This is a genomic window from Aquipluma nitroreducens (assembly GCF_009689585.1).
Taxonomy (GTDB): domain Bacteria; phylum Bacteroidota; class Bacteroidia; order Bacteroidales; family Prolixibacteraceae; genus Aquipluma; species Aquipluma nitroreducens.
In genome coordinates this window covers 177,631-196,706 of record NZ_AP018694.1, presented here as the reverse complement: position 1 = coordinate 196,706, position 19,076 = coordinate 177,631, and the positions used below count along the sequence as shown (strand labels likewise).

Below are 19,076 nucleotides of genomic sequence, written 5' to 3'. Positions count from 1 at the left end.
GATTTTCACTTAGCATACAATAAAACTACTTTCCAATACGATTTCAGGCAAAAGCATTTGAATATTCAGGCTTGTATCAAACCAGAAGGATGATGATAATGATCAATAAAAGAGTAGTCCCTCCAATATAAATGACTCCACCGCTTTTACGTACATTTTCTTTAATTCCCTTGCTTTCTTTTCTGAGTTCACGCTTTTCAGAAACGGTCATGTCCGATTTATCGATGGTACGAATCTCTTCCACACGGTTTTTCATCTTACTTAATTCTTCTGTCGATAATTTATTCTCAGTAGCAACAGGAGTCGTGGATTTCAGATCAGCCTTACTTGCGAAGGTTGTCGTTGCACCCAATGTGAAAATCATCAGGAGCGCAATAAAAATTGTCTTTTTCATTTTATGATTTTTTAATGATTTGATTTAGCTAAAGGTACGGGCTCAGCTTTGCAACTTGTTATACTATTCTGTAAATAAGTTACATCATTCACACATTCTGTTTAAGGGGTATATGCTGTTCTTCCAACCGGTTGTAACATCCATCAATCTATTCCGGATGTGTTGAGTGAACTTTTAATAAAATAATAAGTTGTTTCAACGACCTAATGCAGACAATCTCTTTGAATAATTGTCATTTAAATATCAAATAAAACGGACAATGGTCGGATTCAAAATCATCTTTAACTGGTTTTTTAAAACTAATGATTTGTTTACTTGAGTATTTTATCTAAAATGGGTTTTATGTTGATTCTGGGTGGCATGGTATCGCCCAATACATAACCCCATGGTTTTAAGGATTCGATGTGATCGAAAATAACTTTGATGATTGCGGTCATTGGAATGGAAATAAACATTCCGGGAATACCCCATAACGCCCCGAATGCCAGAACAACAATGATAGAAACCAGTGCATTGATTCTCACTTTGGAAGCAACGATCTTGGGAATGATGTAATTGTTGTCAATCAATTGTATAACGTAATAAACCAAAAGCACATAAACTGCAACCCATGGCGATGTTTTTGTCGCCAGCGCCACCATCATCGGCAGGGCTACCGAGACTATTCCGCCGAGGTAGGGAATGAGATTAAGCAGTGCGCCAAGGATGCCAAGCAAAATGGCATAGGGAACGCCAAGTAGTAAAAGGCCTACCGAATGAAGAACTGATACGATGACAACTTCCAGAAACAAACCCGTCAGGTATTTCTGAATTATATTTTTGATTTCAGTAACTATTTGACTGACCATTTTGCGATTGTCGGCCCCGAACAATCTCCGGATAAATTCGAGCAAAAGCGGATGATAAAAAAGAAGCATGAAAATGTACACCGGTATGATAAAGAGCATGACCAACCCACTGCCAACATTGATCAATGTTTGTCCTACTGCAACACCGCTTGAGTCGATAACATCCACTTTCGATTTGGTAAACCATATCGTTATTTTTTCCGGGCTGATGTCAAAATAACCTGAAGCCCAGGCAGTGGCTTCATTGAAGAGCTCGGTGAACCTTTCAACCAGAATAGGCCATGTTTCTTTAAACTGCATAGCTCGTGAAAACATAAAAGCGCCAAATAAGGCAATTACCAGAATAAACAGAGCCAAGGCAAGAACGATGGCTACGACCCTGTTAAATTTTTTTTTCACGAAGAAGTTTACGACCGGGTGAAGTACAATTGCCAAAATGATTGAGAAAACGAACGGAATAATAATACTCTGGGCAATGTAAAGCATCGCAACAAAGGCAAACAAACCAACTGAAAGAAGTGAAGCTTTGACATAAAACGGTAATTGTATTTCTCTGGTTATCATTGGTTTTAAGTGTTCCTGTTTTCTCCCTTAAGAAAATGTTGATAAATAAACTGACCGATTGACTTAATGGTGTCAGTATGCTGAGCTACCACATTTGTAACTCCAAACTGAAGAATCGTGCCAAGGAGTTTTTTGAATGCATTTCCTGTTGAACCAACGGTTACGACTCTTGTAAGATATCCTGAAGCTAAACCAACAGTTGCACCCAGAAGATTATCAACCAAATATGGCGATGAGGTTACATCAGAAATGACGCTTTTAATCAGGTTCGCGGGTTTTAAACTTTCGTGAACGAGCAGTAGCTGTTCCTTTAACAGTTGACCCTTGTAGGTATGTTCGAGTTCCAAAAGCTTGATCGCTTCTTTAAGCTCAACAGATGTTTTGATATTTTCCATAACATTTCATTTTAGGACCTGGTTAATGAATTTACTGCTGACAACTTTCTTAATCCAGTCGTGTAAAAAGAAATAAATCAGAATTCCCGAAATGCCATAAAAGGCTGCTACCACAAAGAATCCGAAGTAAATCCTTCCAAGAATTTCTCCCAGCCAGAAAGCCAATCCTAAATTCAGAAAAAGTATAAATGACGAAAGGATGATCAGAACGACAGAATTTGCAGTTAAGGTAGACAGCACATCCGACGATTTATCCAGAGCTTTTAGTTTTGCCAATTCGTAGCCGGATTTGCCATATTCCGTGGCTCTCTCCAAAAGTGTTTCAATGATGTTTTCATTATCTTCCATGGCGTTGGTCTTGAAGCGGTTTATAGTACAGTGGATATGGAGCTAGTTCAAAAATTGAATCCACTCCAGAGCGTCTATGAAATCGTTCTGAAGCAGACTCAAAGTTTAAGATACCTACGCGATACCTTAATTATTAACAGGTTTTGCGTATTTTGAATCGACTGGTTTTGCCATCTTTTTTTCAGCAAATTCAGTCACGTCATTTTTTACCTTTTCGAATTTTTCGGAGATATCCTCGAGCAATCCATCAAATTTTTCCTTTACCCCATCGACAAATGCGCCGCTTTGTCTGTTTATTTTTTTACGTGTGACCGTTCCTTTGTGCGGAGCTAATAAAATTCCCGCCAATGCACCTGCGGTAGCACCAACTAATACGCCTAGTAATACTTTTCCTGAACTCATAATTTTTGTTTTATAATTGTATATATTGAACTTATGGTAAATTGTAATCTTCGCTTTACTTAAACTCATTTCAATTGGAGAACACCGATTAAAGTGCCGCTATGATCTTTTGTAATTCTTCTTTTGTTTTCCCAAGTTTAATCTGAAGTCTGCCCAACATTTCCTCTTTCTTGCCTTCTGCAAGCAACAGATCCTCGTCGGTTAAAAGCGCAAATTTTTGTTTGAGTTTACCTTTTGTTTTGACCCAATTCCCAATTCCTTCCGTAGTGTTCATATTTATAGTTTTTATAGTACATGAGGTTTACTGTACAAAGTTGATCGAATCTGCCCCGGAAAGCGTTACACAATTCCGGATAAGAGTTACATCTTTCACACATTTATATCCAATGCGATATGACTTTAACGTCAATTTTTAAAGGATTCCAACGGAGCCAAATTTTCTTGTAGCTTCTTCAGTATAGCAAGCTAAAAATGACTATGAAAAAAATTATGAAAATAAAGTTCGAAGTAGAATCCTTTTGGCAAGGAGTCCATTCGAACTTGCAAAAAGTAAAATAAATTACTTCATTGTTTTCGGGTGAAACGAACATGCCGCGAAAACAATTTTAAAGGAGGCGGCACAAAAAGGAATGAATTGACCAGCGGGAAATCCGCGAAGCGAAAATATAGTTCGTAGTGGAGATCTCCTAGCATGAGAGTTCCACGAGAACGTATAGATATTCAATAATTTAATAACAATCTTTTCGAGTGAAATTCAATGATTAAGAATTGAATCAACTTTAAGATTCGTCTTTGGTAGTGCGCACCTGGCTGATACCGGCAATAAAGAATAGCAGACCAAGTAGCCCGTAAATTACAAGCGCTTTGAAATTATTATTCCCTTGCGAATTAACATATAAGACTGCTGCATAAATAAGTCCGCCAATTCCGAGTACTGTTAGCAATGCCCCAAAGATTCTTTTCAGATTCATCGTTTTTATTATTTGAGATTTGTTGTAATCGTTAACTTGATTGTTTTTATAAATGTATGCTTGAAAGTCCACTGGTAATCCCAAATACATTGAGAAGCCAGACAATCAGAACAATCACAACAACAATATTTAGGATTGATTTGATTATACTGGCCATTGGAATGAATGAATTGATCAACCATAGGGCGACACCCACAATAATGATTACGAGTAAAATTGTTAATAGTGGCATAGTTTTGTTTTAAAGAGTTTATATAAATATCTGATAATTACTTTTTACCGGTTGCAAAAACTACAAGGCCTCCAACAAGCAATACGACACCAACAATTGGTGACCATTGAACGGGATGATTCGTTTCTGCATTAATTTCAATTGGCCCTAAATCGACCACTTTATCTTTAGTCACATAACTAAAACCGGTATAAACGATCATAAGTATACCAATCGCTGCGAGAACAACCCCTAATGTTTTTATTTTCATGTGTTTAATTTTAAACCGAACTTAATGTGAAGAAGCATTCCAATTCCAATTTGCCGGAAATAAGTCCAACGAAAAGCTAATGGAATTTGTGTTAAACGGTGTTATGAGGAAAGCACAGATTTTTTAGAGTATTCTTCTTCCCTGAATAATCCGAAGTATTATTGCAATAATTGCAATTACGAGCAAAACATGAATGATACCACCAGCACTATAGCCAACAAATCCAATGAGCCATAAAATGATTAAAATGACTGCGACTACATAAAGTAAATTTCCCATGATTGTTATTCTTATATGTGAATGAATTTTCACCTTTCAAAGATGGACATCTTTAAAGGCTGAACCATTACACAATTTCGGTGAAAAGTTACATCATTCACACATTGCCGGCAGAGGAATGTCTTTTATTCTTCATCTCCCGGTAGAAAGTAGGAGTTAATCCGGTGACTTTTTAAATTGACTGGACAAATGCGCTACACTGCTGTAATCAAGCCGATAGGATATTTCGGTGAGATTCAGATCGTCGTAAAGAAGCAGTTCTTTGGCACGTTCAATTTTATGATCACGCTGTTCAGTCGTAATATTCTCCATGATCTCAACTTCGCCCAATTTTACTTTCACGTGGTGTATGCCGAGTTTATCCAGTGCTGACTTCACTGCCATTTTGCAGCGAGAGGAAACCATGTATTTGATGAAGAGTTTCAAATCACATCCAGTTTAGTTATTTATCTATCAGATTCAGTATTCCTGAAAATAAAAATAGAATCCGGATTACTAAGTTAATTGTTATTATCCACAAAGTGGTTTTTTCATGGTTTCGGTTACATCCGATCCATGTACCAGTTTAACTGTTTTTCGAGTTTTTGAGTTTCAACGATGGTGGATATGATTTTTTTTAAGCGCATGAAAGCGGTTTCGCTTTTAACCACATAATCAAATGCCTGGTGGTGCATACAGTTGATGGCTACATCAATTTTATCCTGAGAAGATAGCATGACTACCGGAATTTCAGGGTTGAACCCTTTTATCTTATCCAAAGTGTCAATTCCGTTGATGGCGTCGCGGTCGATACCATCCAGATAATAATCCAAAATGATGAGGTCGGGATTGTTAGTCAAATTTTCAATGCAAAGTTCTCCGGTTGCATAAGTTTCAATTTCAAAATCAGCTTGTTCCAGAAAGTCAATTTCCAATGATTTCAGGAAAACAGCATCATCGTCAACCAGGAAAAGTTTTATTTTATTGTTGTTCATGATATCGTTTGTTTTATCCGGTTAAATTCTTCTTTCAGTTCGACACAGGCTTGTATGCAAATAGTTTCGAGTTGTAATACAAGTTCAGATATTCCTTCCGACTGTATTTGAGTGCTTGCATATTCCTGAATTTTTTTTGCCATATTCTCTGAATCGATACCCATGCCCATGATAGAAAATGAAGGGATCATTTTATGCACAGAAGCATATAACAGGTCCCAATTTTTTTCGGTGAGGCTTTGTTTCATGGCTAAAATTAAAGGTGGAGTCTGATCCAGATATGCCGAAATCATTTCCATCATTAACTTGGGGTGCGATTTTGTACGTTGGTTTAAATAGGCCAGATCGATGCAGCTTTTTACAATGTCTTCAGTGATGGCAATCTCATGCAAATCGTTACGTTTCTTATGATCCGGCTTTTTTACAAATCCTGCTATCTTACTGTACAACAAACGTTCGTCAACTGGTTTCGCAATGTAATCGTTCATTCCTACGGCTTTGCATTTAGCCAAATCAACGGTAGTTACATCGGCAGTCAGCGCAATGATCGGGGTTTCCAGATTCATGATGTTACGGATAAAATCGGTGGCCTCAAACCCGTTCATCTCAGGCATCTGCAAGTCCATCAGAATAACATCGTAGTTTTTGTCCCGAAGTTTTTCTATAGCAATCTTCCCGTTTTCAGCAATATCAATCTCAAAACCAAAATCTTCAAGCACCGTTTTCATTAGTAACTGATTCAGTAGGATGTCTTCAACAACCAAGATAGTAATGTTTTTAAGCTCAGTATCAAGATCATGAATTGCGGATTCTATTTCTGCAGCTTCAGCGGTTTTTAGAAAGCTTAGCTCAAAACTGAAGGTTGAACCTTCGTTAACCACACTTTTTACCGAAATAGTTCCTCCCTGTGTCTCAACCAATTGTTTAACGATGGCCAAACCCAAACCAGTTCCCCCGTAAAGCCGCGAAGTTCCGCTGGACGCCTGTTGAAAGTTCTCAAATATTTTTTCGATTTTACTTTCAGGTATTCCAATTCCGGTATCACAAACGGAAAATTGTACGGTTGCCTGCTTATCGTCTTCACTGATCAAACTTACATTAACGCTGATTTTCCCTTTCATGGTAAATTTTACAGCATTACTCACCAGATTTAAAATAATCTGGTGCAGACGAACCGGGTCGCCAACCAAAACTTCAGGAATATTTTTGTCGTATTTCCTGATTAGTTTTAAATTCTTTTCCTGAATTTTAGTTTCGAACAGATGCAGCATGGCCGAAATTGAGGCTTCCATTTTGAACGGAATCTGTTCAAATGTCATTTTCCCGGCATCAACTTTGGCCAGATCGAGTATATCGTTTATCAATACAATTAGTGCATCTCCACTCATTTTTATTGCATGCAGATATTCTTTTTGTTTGGCGGTAAATTCTGTTTTTAGCAGTACTTTGGTGAAACCGATAATCGCATTCATTGGTGTGCGTATTTCGTGGCTCATGTTCGACAAGAACTGCTGCTTGGCTTTCACTGCATTTTCGGCTATGTGTTTCGCGCTTTCGGCTTTTTCTTTTGCCTCTTCTGCAATTCCGACAGCCAGTTCAGCAAATACAATTGCTTCGGTTAACTCATTGGCAATTCTTTTTTGTTCAGTTACGTCGCGTGCAACAATCACCACGCCGATAACGTTACCCCGATCATCTTTGTAAACCGATCCGTTAAATAAAACATCGGTCAGTTTGCCGTTGGCATGGCGAAGTGTAAGCGGCGAATCGGCAACCGATTCTTTTGCAAATACTTCCTGATAAACGTGACGGGCTTTTTGCGGTTCGGTAAAATAATCGAGGAAGTCGGTACCTTTCAGTTCATCGCGGGTTAAACCTGTAATGTTCGCAGTGGCCTCATTCATATCGGTAATTTTACCTTCAGGACTGATAACTACCATGGGATCGCGGCTTGCTTCGATTAAGCTGAGAGAATATTGCGAAGCCAGCTTTAAAGAATAGGTGAATGCCTCCAGTTTTTTGCTGGCAACCGATCGTCTTTCTTTTTCTTCGTTCTGATAATCAAGTTCTTTATCGGCTATGATTAACTCATCTGCCAGCTTTTTCTTTTCCTTGTTTTGCAAGGCCAGTTCTTTATTGGCAATGATTAGTTCCGCTGCACGTTTTTCTTTTTCCTCGTTCTGGAAGAGAAGTTCTTTGTTGGCAACAATTAACTCCTGTGCTCTTTTTTCTTTCTCATCATTTTGGAAGGCCAGTTCTTTGTTCGCCAGGATTAATTCCGCCGCCCGCTTCTCTTTTACTTCGTTCTGAAAAGCCAGTTCCTTATTGGCGATAACCAATTCTGCCGCCCGCTTTTCCTTTTCGTCGTTTTGAAAGGCAAGTTCTTTGTTTGCTTCTTGTAATTCCCTTGCCCATTTCTGTTCGGAAATATCTCTTCCAACAACAACTGCACCCAATATATTTCCCTGATCGTCTTTATATACTGAACCATTAAAAAGAACATCAGTTAGATTGCCGCTTTTATTTCGAATCGTCAGTGGAAAATTGGTAATTGCTCCAACTGCAAAAACCTCCTCGTAAAAAGTACGTGCTTTTTCAGCCTCGGTAAAATAATCGTAGAAATGAGTGCCAATCAGTTTGTTGCGCTCAATCCCCGTTATATCTACTTTAGCCTGATTCATGTCCGTGATTTTTCCTTCGATACTGATGGTAATCAGGGGATCCAGACTAGCCTCTATCAAACTGCTGGCATATTGTGATTCGTGCGATTTCGTTCGTTCCATTTCATTTAATTCTCATTCATTAATTTCCTACATCTTCAATCGGACTCCGTCTTTTATCCTTCAATTGCTTGAAATGCGAAGGAGACAGACCCGTAACTTTTTTAAATTGATTGGATAAATGGGCGACACTGCTGTAATTCATCCTCCACGCTATTTCTGTAATATTTTCTTCGCCATAAATGATCAATTCTTTGATCCGCTCAATTTTATGCATGATGATAAATTGTTCGATGGTTGTTCCCTGAACTTCTGAAAACAAATTGGCCAAATAGGTATAATCGTGGTCTAATTTTTCACTTAAGTAGTTTGAAAAGTTCGTTTTAATCAGTTCACTGGAGTGATGAACCATTTCAATAATTACATTTTTAATTCGCTCGATCAGTATTGCCCGCTTGTCATCCATTAACTCGAAACCGCAATTGAACAATATAGATTTAACCTGTTCCAGCCTTTCTCCTGTGAGATTCTCCATGATCTCCACTTCGCCCAGATCGACTATGATAAAATGTAGCCCAAGTTTTTTTAGTTCTTCTTTTACCGTTTGTTTACAACGGTTGCTGACCATGTATTTGATGTATAATTTCAACTGATTGATTTTTGCGAGGTTGTTACAAAGATGTGCAACTTAAATCATTAATAGTTACACAACTTTAAGAATAAGTTACACAATTCACACATTTAGAATGTGTCGAATTTTTTTTGAATCAGTTTCTCGATCCAGAATTGAAAGGATTTATGAAAGGAAATAAAGTGAAAAAGTGATTTCTGAAATATTGCAGAGCGATAATCCTTTGTTTTTTTAGTTGTTTATAAAAGGATGATGTCAAACCGGTAACATTCAATTTTAAACGAAAATTGCTTAGTACATGACAAAAACATAAACAATTGATTATCAACAAAATAAGCATTAAAATATTTGCATAAAACCCTGAATATCATTATCTTACAAGGGATTACCACATCACTTAGTAAGAAATATGACACCCAGGGTAGATGCTAAAAGTAGTGAATTAGTTTCCATTTTCCATAAGCAATCAGGTTGGAATCTGGCACGAGTAAAGTTCTTTGTTTTCATGATCAGTGCACTATGTAAGGTGCAAACAGTTGGTTTTGAGAAGTTGGCTACAGCTTTTGACAGTAATGCCAGTACCAGTTCCTCTCTGAGGAGAATACAGCGGTTTATGTCTGAATATCTACTTGATACAGATTTGATCGCCAAATTAATATTCAGACTATTACCTCATGAACCACCTTTCCGTCTGGCAATGGATAGGACAAATTGGAAGTTTGGACAGCAGAATATCAATGTATTGGTAATTGCAGTTGTTTATCATGGAGTTGCTTTTCCGCTGTTGTTTAAGTTGTTGCCCAAGTTTGGTAATTCAAACACCAATGAACGCATTGAATTGATTGAACGGTTTATCCGTCTTTTTGGATCTGCTTCGTTGGATTGTTTGACCGCAGATCGGGAGTTTGTTGGAGAACGATGGATCAAGTATCTGAATGAGAACCGGATTCGTTACTATATCCGCATCCGCGAAAACTTTTGGGTTTTGCAACCTCACAATGGCAAACGAGTTAAAGCCAGTTGGCTGTTTGCCGATTTGCCGCTAAATGGTTGCCGAGTGAACCACCGTATTATTTATCTGAACGATCAACTGTGTTATCTGTCAGCCTCTAAAGTAAAGAACAAAGATGGAAAGCCTGAATTGCAGATTGTTATCTCATTCAACAAGCCAGAAGATGCACTTTGTATTTACAAAGAACGATGGCAGATTGAAACTGCTTTTAGAGCTTTAAAAACAAGTGGCTTTAATATTGAAGATACACACTTGACTGAAATTGGAAGAATTGAAAAACTGTTTGCATTGGTGATAGTAGCTTTTACATGGGCATACCTTGTCGGTGATTATTTGCACAGATACATCAAACCAATCCCGATCAAGAAACATGGAAACAAAACTAAAAGTCTATTCAAATATGGTCTAACATATATTGCAACTGTTCTTTTAAACGCTTTCTTTCAAGATGATATCGATATTTTTAAATTTTTGTCATGTACAACACTTCGGTTAAAATTTAGTTATTTATCTGATTTACAGTAAAATAACTGATTATTTATTAGTATAAAACCGCAGGGATTTGTATCTTTAAAGTATTAATTACCAGTTAATTACTTTAATTATGGCCACCCCTGCGATTTATGATTTGTATTCAAAAGTTGTTCTTGAAGCTTTATCTGTTTCTAAAATAAAGCTCAATAAATGCAGACGAGATTTTATGATTGAGATTTTCATGCTATACTTAAGTATTCCTTCACGGATCAACTTCCTTCAGTTAGGCCGATACAGCCTTTTTGGAGAACAACGCTTCCGTGGTCAGTTCGAGCAAGGGTTTGACTTCTTTAGCTTCAACAAAGCCTTGTCAATGCCTTGGATTGGCAATCGCAATGCTGTTGCTTTCGATCCGAGTTTCATTCCTAAATCGGGCAAACATACCCCTGGAATCGGATACTTTTGGTCGGGCTGCGCAGGTCGGGCACTTCGTGGTATTGAAATCCTTGGGCTTTCAGTAATCGATGCAGACACAAGATTAAGTTTTCATCTAGATGCCGTACAAACGCCTCCGACAAACTGTCTTCAAGATAACGACCTTTCGTTAATCGACTGGTATGCTGGGGTCATCAAAAAACATATTGAACTGATACTGTCCATTACTCGATACGTTGTTGCAGATGCGTATTTCTCTAAGAAAAACTTTGTGGATAAGATACTGGGATGCTCCCTCCATTTGGTAAGCAAACTTCGGGAGGACGCCAACTTATCATACCTTTCGATACAACCCAAAACTGGGAAAAGAGGCAGGCCAGCAAAATATGGAGGAAAAATCGATTTTCGGAAACTAAATCATGAACACTTCAATATGGTAGTAAACGATAAAGGTATAATGGCATACTCTGCCATTGTATACTCCAAGTCTCTTGAAAGGAATATCTTGCTGGTTGTAGAACTGTTCCTATTAAAAGGGAAAACAATTTACAGGCTTTTATTTTCAACAGATACCACACAAACGCCAATCGATGTGATCGATATTTATCATACCCGCTTTCAAATAGAATTTGGATTCAGGGATGCCAAGCAATTTGCCGGACTTGAAAACTCGCAGGCAAGAAGTGAAAATAAGCTTAATTTCCACTTCAATGCGGCCTTAACAACAGTAAATATTGCCAAAGTAATGCAACTTAGAAATCCGCAAACCCGCGAAAACTCATTTTCGATGGCAACTTACAAGATCTTGTTTCATAATACTTTAATGCTATCAAGATTTTTTCGCCTGTTCGCTATTAACCCGAACTCAATCAAAAATCGTCAACATGTCAATGAACTATTGTATTTCGGCACAATGGCCGCGTAATTACACATCACTTTTTGAACGAACTATTGCATGTACTTAGCGAAAATTAATAAGTTAATTGCAATTTTAAGGTACGACAATTACTAAAATCAAAAAACTGGTCACGCAAAAGTGGAAATTAAAGCATCTTAAATAATAGTAAACGTGATAACATTTCTGATTTATTTTGCTTATTTTTGAATTGTAATGAATTGAATATCAGGCGAGACTATAACGAGACCTATTGAAATAAGCACTTTGTAAAACATTGATAATCAGTTTGGAATAAGGATACATTCAAACTCCAGCTGGGTCACTTTTAAAAATTATAAAACGCTGTAATCGAGATGATTGCAGCGTTTTTGTTTTGATTAGGGGACAATTGGGGGGACATAATCGTTTTTTGAGAATGTGCAGTATAAGTGGAAAAAACGGTGAAATTGACCACCCATTTCCAGTTTAAATTGGTTCTTCGTCACATTTGGGGAATAATTATCCGGTTTGAGATAGAATCACCTTCCTTCGCAACAGTTCAAAACCTGCCCTGCCATACATTTGGCGCTTAATGCTCTTGATCCGGTTCACATGACCTTCAACGGCTCCATTGCTCCAAGGCAAACGTATGCCATTTTCAACAGCCTTAATATCGAATAGTAAGCCGTTGGCAAATGTTTTCAGGCCATATAACTTTCGTTTTGATCGTTTTATGAAACCAATCCATCTTTTAATGTTACCACTTCTTCTTTTAAGCATAGTTCGAAAAATCAGGACTAACCTCCTGACAATTTGAAGTTCAGGAACATTGTCAATTAGGGCTTTCATACAGATTCTTTCGTTAGTGTCTTCAATGTCTGATAGAGATCCGCCAATATATTTGGCCAATTTTCTAGAGCTTAGAGGTTTGATATAAGGGATCATTCTTTGTTGAATCTCGGCGTTATCTAATGTGGTAAGGCCATACTCCAACTTTATTTTGTTGATGTAAGAATATGCTTGTGTGCTGCCGCCGTTATATCCAAGCTGAACAATTTCATCGAATATATCCTTCTTTTTATATCCCTCCATAGTTAGTCGGGACAAAATATAACTGGTAAATAAATCAATGTTGATCGATCTTGGGTGAATCCTGGGTGACAAGGTTTCCTGAATGAAATAGGATCGAACCGTGTTACGACTAATATTTAAGATTTTTGAAATTCTTTTCAGTGGAGTTCCGTTTGATTGAAGTTCTTTGACTTTTTTGAAGGTATCCAGTCGTTGATCAACTTTGATTTCTTTAGGTTCTGCTGTAATTTGCTGGGACAGGAAGCTTTTAACCGACTCATCATTACATCGATCAGCATTGGCAGACATAGGTAATATTTCATTCGTTTTTTCTGTTATTACTCTTCTTATTTCTTTGCTTACACTTTTGAAGTATTTATCTAAGGCATCAGATAAATTCATTAATAAATGGAATCGATCAGCAATTTGAATTGCATCCGGACAAACTTCATTAATGGCCGAAGAATATGCACCTGACCGATCCCTGGTCACAATCTGGGCATCAGGATATTTGGCTAACCATCCCTTTAAATCGGCACTTTCTCTTGATGATAATAAGTCAATTGGTCTGGATGTTTCCATGTCAATCAAAACTGTTCCATAGCTCACTCCCTTACGGTGTGCCCAATCATCAATGCCAAGGACTCTTGGTTGCTTTATCTCTGGCAATTGCTGTTTAAGGGCTATCCGGGTGACGGTTGAAGGACTAACTGGAATTGAAAATTGTTTAGATAGAATGCTTCCAAGTTTTCCTGTTAGTTCAATTGACAAAGAATCCAATACTTGCGATGCTCTGGCAGTTCTTCTGGCGTATCGCATCATATGAGGCGTCTGTTCAGAAAATACCTTGCGGTGACATGTTGGAACTTTGCATTTGAATTTCCGTGTCTTTAGAATGAGTATGGTATTGTGTTGAAATACGGGTAGATCAGATATCGTTCGATGGTAAAAATCATGAACAGAACTGCTGAGAAAACCACAATCAGGACATTTGGATCTGTTGGACTTGATTGATGCAAAAATTTTGATTGTATCATTATCATGTTCTATATTCTTAATGCGAAAATTGGATAAGCAAATTAGGCCGGTTATCTTCATAAGTAACTGTTATTAAATTACTTAAAGATAGAAAATACCAGTCTAATTATCAAGAAAATATCAATTTAATGTGTTGATTATCTGATATTTAATTCCATATTCAATCACATGTATTTTCCCCAAATGTGACGAAGAACCAGTTTGACCGAATATTACAGATATGGCTTGCAAAATGCAGCAAGAAATCGGATCAATTCATAACTGGGGTGGAGCTTTTTGTGGGTGATCCAATGCCAGTTCGGTAATGAGGCGTTTTTTTGTTTAAGGAACCTGATTCCAGTACTGCTTTTTTTTGATTGGTTTTTGAGCCAAACTATTGTACCCATCAGATAAATAAGCATTATACCCGATGTAAAAAGTGGTTTTATTAATCTCCAATTCGCTATGAGTTTTATTTATGCTCGTAATGCTTTGTTCTACAAGTCGTATGATTTCAAATTTTTTGGTCTAGTAGAGCCTCATGTATTTCTTATTTATGGATTCTACTTCAAGCCAGTGATTTTTTTTTAGACTCCTGTAGCGTTGTTCTTCGTTGCTGTCGTTTTGTTACTTTTTTAATGTATTAAAATCCACAAAATGTCTCTTTGTTTTACAACACTACCAGTTCACTTTTGCTGAAGATTTACACTTCCGGCACAACAAAAAGAATTATAACAACATGATTAAATGTCAAAAACCTTTTCGTGTAAGGTTCTGCACCGTGCTTCTTCGTTATTTTTCTGAACTCACTTTTATCAATGAACTTTATCAACTGATTAAATAGTGGCTATCCGCTAAAATTTATACTTTTACCCTTGGTCAACTTTTTTGTGTGATAACCCAAAAGTAGCCTTACAGGATTTATTCTTTTTTATGAAGACCCGGTTCTTTTTTTTTTACCGGACAACAGTGATAAATAATGATAATTTTAGCTGTTTCAAATGATTCGATGGTATAGCTTGTCGATTAAGATTAAAAATAATGAAACTAGAAGGGGAAAAATCTATTATTTTAACATATAAGTTTGTTGCGATTCTTATTCTCCAACTTGCATTCTCGCTGAATACATGGGCATTAAAATTTTATAGTATAAACACTTTGTTTGGAATTTCAACCCGGGTAACAGCTTCGATTTGTAAAGATGAGAATGGCTTTATCTGGGCATCATCAAAAACCGGTATCCTAAGGTTAACTGATACCGACTACCGTATTTACCAACTTCCTTATGAATCATCTGGTGCTATTTTTGTAAAGTTGATTTACGGATCTTCTGGACTAATTGCCTATACTAACAATGGCCAGATCTTTTCTTATAATACGATTTATGATCGGTTTGACCTGTTGATTAATTTACATAAAACTATCAATAATGATAAATTTGATGTTTATAATTTATTGATTGACGATTCAGGCGATTTTTGGATCGCATTAAATAATGGGGTGTATAAATATCATTCGGGCAAAATTACTTTGATTGAGCGGGTTACGGAAGAAAGATATTCGATTGTTTGGCTAGATATACAACATTTAATTCTTGCAAAACCTACAGGTTTTTGGTCGTTAAATATTAAATCTCTTGAAAGTAAATGTTTATTCAGGAACGATGATACACACCCGTTTTTAATTTCATCGCTATTTTTAGATAAAACCCACAACAAACTCTGGGTTGGTACATTTTCGAATGGCCTGTTTTGCTTTGATTTTGGACTTTCAAAATTAAGCCACCTACATCCATCGTCTTTCCCGACACAACCCATTCTGGCAATTGAAGAAAATTCAGAATCAACAATTTTGGTTGGGATTGACGGACAGGGCATTTGGGAGCTGGATAAACGGGATAGTCGTATATTAAATATTTACAAAGAGAATGATGATAATCCATATTCCCTGCGTGGGAATGGGGTATATGATATCTTTTACGAACATGGTAAGCGAGTTTGGATTTGCACATACAGTGGCGGGGTATCGTTTTATGAATTGGCTTCACCACATGTAAATCAAATTGTTCATCATACAAATGATCCTAATTCATTGGTCAATAATGATGTTAATGGTATTCTTGAAGATCATGATGGGAAAATCTGGTTCGCAACCAACAACGGAATAAGTTGTTGGGATGTGGCTAAAGATAGATGGAAAAATTTCTACTTCAATAAGCTTGAACAAGCACAGGTATTCCTTGCGCTTTGTGAAGATGGTCAGGGACGAATTTGGGCAGGCAGTTATTCATCTGGTATTTATGTCCTCGATGGAAAAACCGGACGGGAACTTGCACATTATTCCAGGGATGATAAGGAAATGGCCCTTGTAAGTAATTATATATTTGATATTTATAAAGATAGTCAGGGAGATTTATGGATAGGTGGTGTCAATGGAAAATTTATATGCTACAAGTCAAAAGAAAATAAATTCAGAACCTATTCTGATGAATCATTAAGCTCAATTGTCGAATTATCGCCCAATCAAATTCTTTTAGGCTGTAGTAATGCTATAAAGTTACTTGATAAACAAACCGGGGAAATCAAAGACATTCTATCTGATTATGTAGTTCAGGATATACAGGTTCTAGATGATGTAATTTGGGTATGTACAAGTGGCAAAGGATTATTGGAATTTCATTATAAAGAGGGATTTATTAAAGCCTACACCACTCGTGAAGGATTACCCTCGAACTTCCTTAATAGTATTATATATAACGATAATAGTCTCTGGATAGGAACTGAGAGCGGTTTGTGTCGCTTTGACCCCCGAAATAAAACTGCTTACACTTATTCTTCTATCTTTCCGCAATCAGGGATCTCCTATAATAAAAGTGCACTTTACTGTTTGAAAGATGGACATTTGGCCTGGGGAACAAATAATGGAGTCATTCTTTTTGCACCAAAATCGATCAAGGAGATTTCGTCGAATGGAAAAATTTTCTTTCAGGACCTGACCATATCTGGACGCTCAATCAGGGAATTAGCTTCATTTAAACTGAAAACGCCAGTTGATGCTATAAAATCCATTAACCTGAAATATTCTCAAAATACAATAAGCCTCGAATTGATTTCAATAGGAATGCAGTCGGGCTCAAAATTTTGCTGGAAACTTGAAGGATTCGACAAAAACTGGTCAACTCCATCAGGAAATCGTATTATTACTTACACTAATATTCCAAGTGGAGAATTTACATTAAAAATCAAAATGTATGACAGTTCATTATCGAATGTTGTCTCCGAGCGTTCAATAGCAATTAAGCTTATCCCACCATTTTGGAGAGCGGGATGGTTTTGGATACTGATTATTTTGATTTTGTCTGGAATCATATTTCTTTATTTGCTGTATTACATCAATAAGTTGAAACAGGAACACACTGAGGAAAAGGTTCGGTTTTTCACGAATACTGCACATGATATAAGAACATCGCTTACCTTAATCAAAGCTCCTGTTGAGGAATTAAGCAAAGAAAAGAACTTAACTGAAACGGGGAAGTACTATTTGAATCTGGCAATCGAACAGACGCGACAACTCACTTCGGTTGTAACTCAATTGATGGATTTTCAAAAGGTTGATATTGGCAAAGAACATCTGATGCTGTCAATGACAGATATTGTAAAGCTTGTATCAACCCGCAAGGTCATGCTGGCTTCCTACGCTAAAAGTAAGAACATTGAACTTGGGTTTGTTTCTGATCGAGAAAGTTACATGACTGCGGTTGATGAGTCGAAAACTGAAAAAATTATCGATAACCTGATTTCAAATGCCATTAAATATTCTCCTGATAATAGTCAAATACAGATTGATCTTAGGCTTGAAGATAAAAAATGGATACTTCAGGTGAAAGACAATGGAATTGGAATTAGTAGAAAAGCCCAGCGACAATTGTTTAAGGAGTTTTATCGGGGCGATAATGCAATCAATTCGAAAGTTGTTGGTTCCGGAATCGGGCTTTTATTGGTTAAAAACTATGTCACCTTACATGGTGGTAACATTACTTGCAACAGTCAGGAAAACGTCGGATCAACATTTCAGGTTGTAATTCCATTTAAATCAATATCAAGTGACTCTTTGGTAACGAATGTACTTCAGGATAAACCAATAGTTTCCGTTCCTATTCCTGAAATTTCTCATCAGGTTGAATCCGAAACTGAAACCCCAGCTTCAAGAGAAATGAAAATTTTGATTGTTGAGGATAATGACGATCTTTTGAATTTCATGAAAAGCATTCTCAGCAATGATTTTAAAGTATATACAGCTGTTGATGGACAAATTGCCTGGGAGTTTATTTCAAAGCAGATGCCCGATCTGGTCGTTTCTGATATCATGATGCCTAATCTGGATGGCTTTGAATTGTGCCGGTTAATGAAATCTACTTACGAAACTTCACACATACCGATTATTTTGCTTACGGCACTTTCCGAAAGAACAGATCAGTTGCGTGGCTTAGGATTAGGAGCTGATGATTATTTAACCAAGCCATTCGACATGAATCTTTTGATTCAGCGAATCAAATCAATTATTCGTAATCGGGAGATTGTCAGGGACAAAGCCTTGCGGTTGGTAACGGCCGGATCGATAGAGAATATTATGGAAAACGAGCTCAACGATAAGTTTGTAAAGAAAATGCTGGAAGTGGCTCATGCCAATATTTCTAATGTCGAATTCGACAAAGATGAGTTTGCGTCAGCCATGAATGTCAGTTCTTCACTGCTCTATAAGAAGATTAAATCTTTCACAGACCAATCGCCAACTGATTTTATTAAAACCATCAGACTCAAGCATTCTTTGGAATTATTGCATTCGAGGAAATATACGGTTACCGAAGTAAGCGAAATGTGTGGGTTTGCCAGCGTAGGATATTTCAGCACCGTTTTCCGAAAACACTTTGGGAAATCACCATCCGAAATATTAGAGTAAACGAAATTTCTTTTTTTTATTTCTTCACAAGAAGGTTGCCTGAAAGAAGACAATTGTATTGATATAGAATTAAATATCAATGACTTCAGGTTTTAGATAAAACTTTCAGGCAACAATTTATCTAAAATTGGAAATCGAATATCTATTATTGAAAGTCTGCATTTGTAGCTTTCTGTAATTTCGACAGTTAGATATACAACCTATACGAAATGGAAAAAACATG

General features: G+C 37.0%; 19 protein-coding genes. 3 read left to right on the top strand and 16 right to left on the bottom strand.

Translation table 11 applies throughout. The annotated features are described in order from the left end of the window. Positions 1 to 76: 76 nt before the first annotated feature. The 14 genes from AQPE_RS00805 to AQPE_RS00740 form a co-directional block, all read right to left on the bottom strand. Positions 77 to 394 carry a hypothetical protein gene (locus AQPE_RS00805; protein ID WP_318349140.1) on the bottom strand — a complete coding sequence of 106 codons (318 nt, stop codon included), beginning with the start codon at positions 392 to 394 and terminating at the stop codon, positions 77 to 79. Positions 395 to 705: 311 nt separating this feature from the next. Next, positions 706 to 1,806 carry an AI-2E family transporter gene (locus AQPE_RS00800; protein ID WP_318349139.1) on the bottom strand — a complete coding sequence of 367 codons (1,101 nt, stop codon included), beginning with the start codon at positions 1,804 to 1,806 and terminating at the stop codon, positions 706 to 708. Between the two features lie 5 nt (positions 1,807 to 1,811). After that, on the bottom strand, positions 1,812 to 2,201 hold the full coding sequence (locus AQPE_RS00795) for a hypothetical protein (RefSeq protein WP_318349138.1): 390 nt from the start codon (positions 2,199 to 2,201) through the stop codon (positions 1,812 to 1,814). A gap of 6 nt (positions 2,202 to 2,207) precedes the next feature. Next, the gene (locus AQPE_RS00790) at positions 2,208 to 2,549 is read right to left on the bottom strand and encodes a hypothetical protein (RefSeq protein ID WP_318349137.1); all 342 of its coding nucleotides are present in this window, start codon (positions 2,547 to 2,549) and stop codon (positions 2,208 to 2,210) included. A gap of 126 nt (positions 2,550 to 2,675) precedes the next feature. After that, positions 2,676 to 2,951: a YtxH domain-containing protein gene (locus AQPE_RS00785; RefSeq protein WP_318349136.1), complete on the bottom strand. Its 276-nt coding sequence runs from the start codon at positions 2,949 to 2,951 to the stop codon at positions 2,676 to 2,678. A gap of 88 nt (positions 2,952 to 3,039) precedes the next feature. Further along, entirely contained in the window at positions 3,040 to 3,225 is a 186-nt protein-coding gene (locus AQPE_RS00780) for a CsbD family protein (RefSeq protein ID WP_318349135.1), read from the bottom strand. A gap of 505 nt (positions 3,226 to 3,730) precedes the next feature. Further along, positions 3,731 to 3,922, bottom strand: a complete 192-nt coding sequence (locus tag AQPE_RS00775; RefSeq protein WP_318349134.1) for a hypothetical protein — start codon at positions 3,920 to 3,922, stop codon at positions 3,731 to 3,733. Positions 3,923 to 3,968: 46 nt separating this feature from the next. Continuing rightward, positions 3,969 to 4,154 carry a Thivi_2564 family membrane protein gene (locus AQPE_RS00770; RefSeq protein ID WP_318349133.1) on the bottom strand — a complete coding sequence of 62 codons (186 nt, stop codon included), beginning with the start codon at positions 4,152 to 4,154 and terminating at the stop codon, positions 3,969 to 3,971. 37 nt (positions 4,155 to 4,191) lie between these two features. Continuing rightward, entirely contained in the window at positions 4,192 to 4,404 is a 213-nt protein-coding gene (locus tag AQPE_RS00765) for a hypothetical protein (protein ID WP_318349132.1), read from the bottom strand. Positions 4,405 to 4,527: 123 nt separating this feature from the next. After that, complete coding sequence (locus tag AQPE_RS00760; RefSeq protein ID WP_318349131.1) at positions 4,528 to 4,683, bottom strand: lmo0937 family membrane protein; 156 nt, start codon at positions 4,681 to 4,683, stop codon at positions 4,528 to 4,530. A gap of 156 nt (positions 4,684 to 4,839) precedes the next feature. After that, the gene (locus tag AQPE_RS00755) at positions 4,840 to 5,109 is read right to left on the bottom strand and encodes a helix-turn-helix domain-containing protein (protein ID WP_318349130.1); all 270 of its coding nucleotides are present in this window, start codon (positions 5,107 to 5,109) and stop codon (positions 4,840 to 4,842) included. Between the two features lie 116 nt (positions 5,110 to 5,225). After that, a complete protein-coding gene (locus AQPE_RS00750) occupies positions 5,226 to 5,657 on the bottom strand; it encodes a response regulator (RefSeq protein WP_318349129.1) in 432 nt (143 codons plus the stop codon). After that, the gene (locus tag AQPE_RS00745; RefSeq protein ID WP_318349128.1) at positions 5,654 to 8,440 is read right to left on the bottom strand and encodes a PAS domain S-box protein; all 2,787 of its coding nucleotides are present in this window, start codon (positions 8,438 to 8,440) and stop codon (positions 5,654 to 5,656) included. Before AQPE_RS00745 ends, AQPE_RS00750 begins: the two co-directional genes overlap by 4 nt. A gap of 19 nt (positions 8,441 to 8,459) precedes the next feature. Then, complete coding sequence (locus tag AQPE_RS00740; protein ID WP_318349127.1) at positions 8,460 to 9,026, bottom strand: helix-turn-helix domain-containing protein; 567 nt, start codon at positions 9,024 to 9,026, stop codon at positions 8,460 to 8,462. A 391-nt stretch (positions 9,027 to 9,417) separates the two neighbouring features. On the opposite strand from AQPE_RS00740, the gene AQPE_RS00735 reads away from it, so the two are divergent. After that, positions 9,418 to 10,545 carry an IS4 family transposase gene (locus tag AQPE_RS00735; protein WP_318349126.1) on the top strand — a complete coding sequence of 376 codons (1,128 nt, stop codon included), beginning with the start codon at positions 9,418 to 9,420 and terminating at the stop codon, positions 10,543 to 10,545. Positions 10,546 to 10,720: 175 nt separating this feature from the next. Further along, the gene (locus AQPE_RS00730; RefSeq protein WP_318349125.1) at positions 10,721 to 11,854 is read left to right on the top strand and encodes a transposase; all 1,134 of its coding nucleotides are present in this window, start codon (positions 10,721 to 10,723) and stop codon (positions 11,852 to 11,854) included. A 471-nt stretch (positions 11,855 to 12,325) separates the two neighbouring features. On the opposite strand, the gene AQPE_RS00725 is transcribed toward AQPE_RS00730, so the two are convergent. Further along, positions 12,326 to 13,975: an ISL3 family transposase gene (locus tag AQPE_RS00725; RefSeq protein WP_318349124.1), complete on the bottom strand. Its 1,650-nt coding sequence runs from the start codon at positions 13,973 to 13,975 to the stop codon at positions 12,326 to 12,328. A gap of 622 nt (positions 13,976 to 14,597) precedes the next feature. Then, complete coding sequence (locus tag AQPE_RS00720) at positions 14,598 to 14,726, bottom strand: DUF4372 domain-containing protein (protein WP_404800994.1); 129 nt, start codon at positions 14,724 to 14,726, stop codon at positions 14,598 to 14,600. 209 nt (positions 14,727 to 14,935) lie between these two features. Here AQPE_RS00720 and AQPE_RS00715 point away from each other — a divergent pair, with 209 nt between their 5' ends. Further along, positions 14,936 to 18,853, top strand: a complete 3,918-nt coding sequence (locus AQPE_RS00715; protein ID WP_318349123.1) for a hybrid sensor histidine kinase/response regulator transcription factor — start codon at positions 14,936 to 14,938, stop codon at positions 18,851 to 18,853. Positions 18,854 to 19,076: the final 223 nt, after the last annotated feature.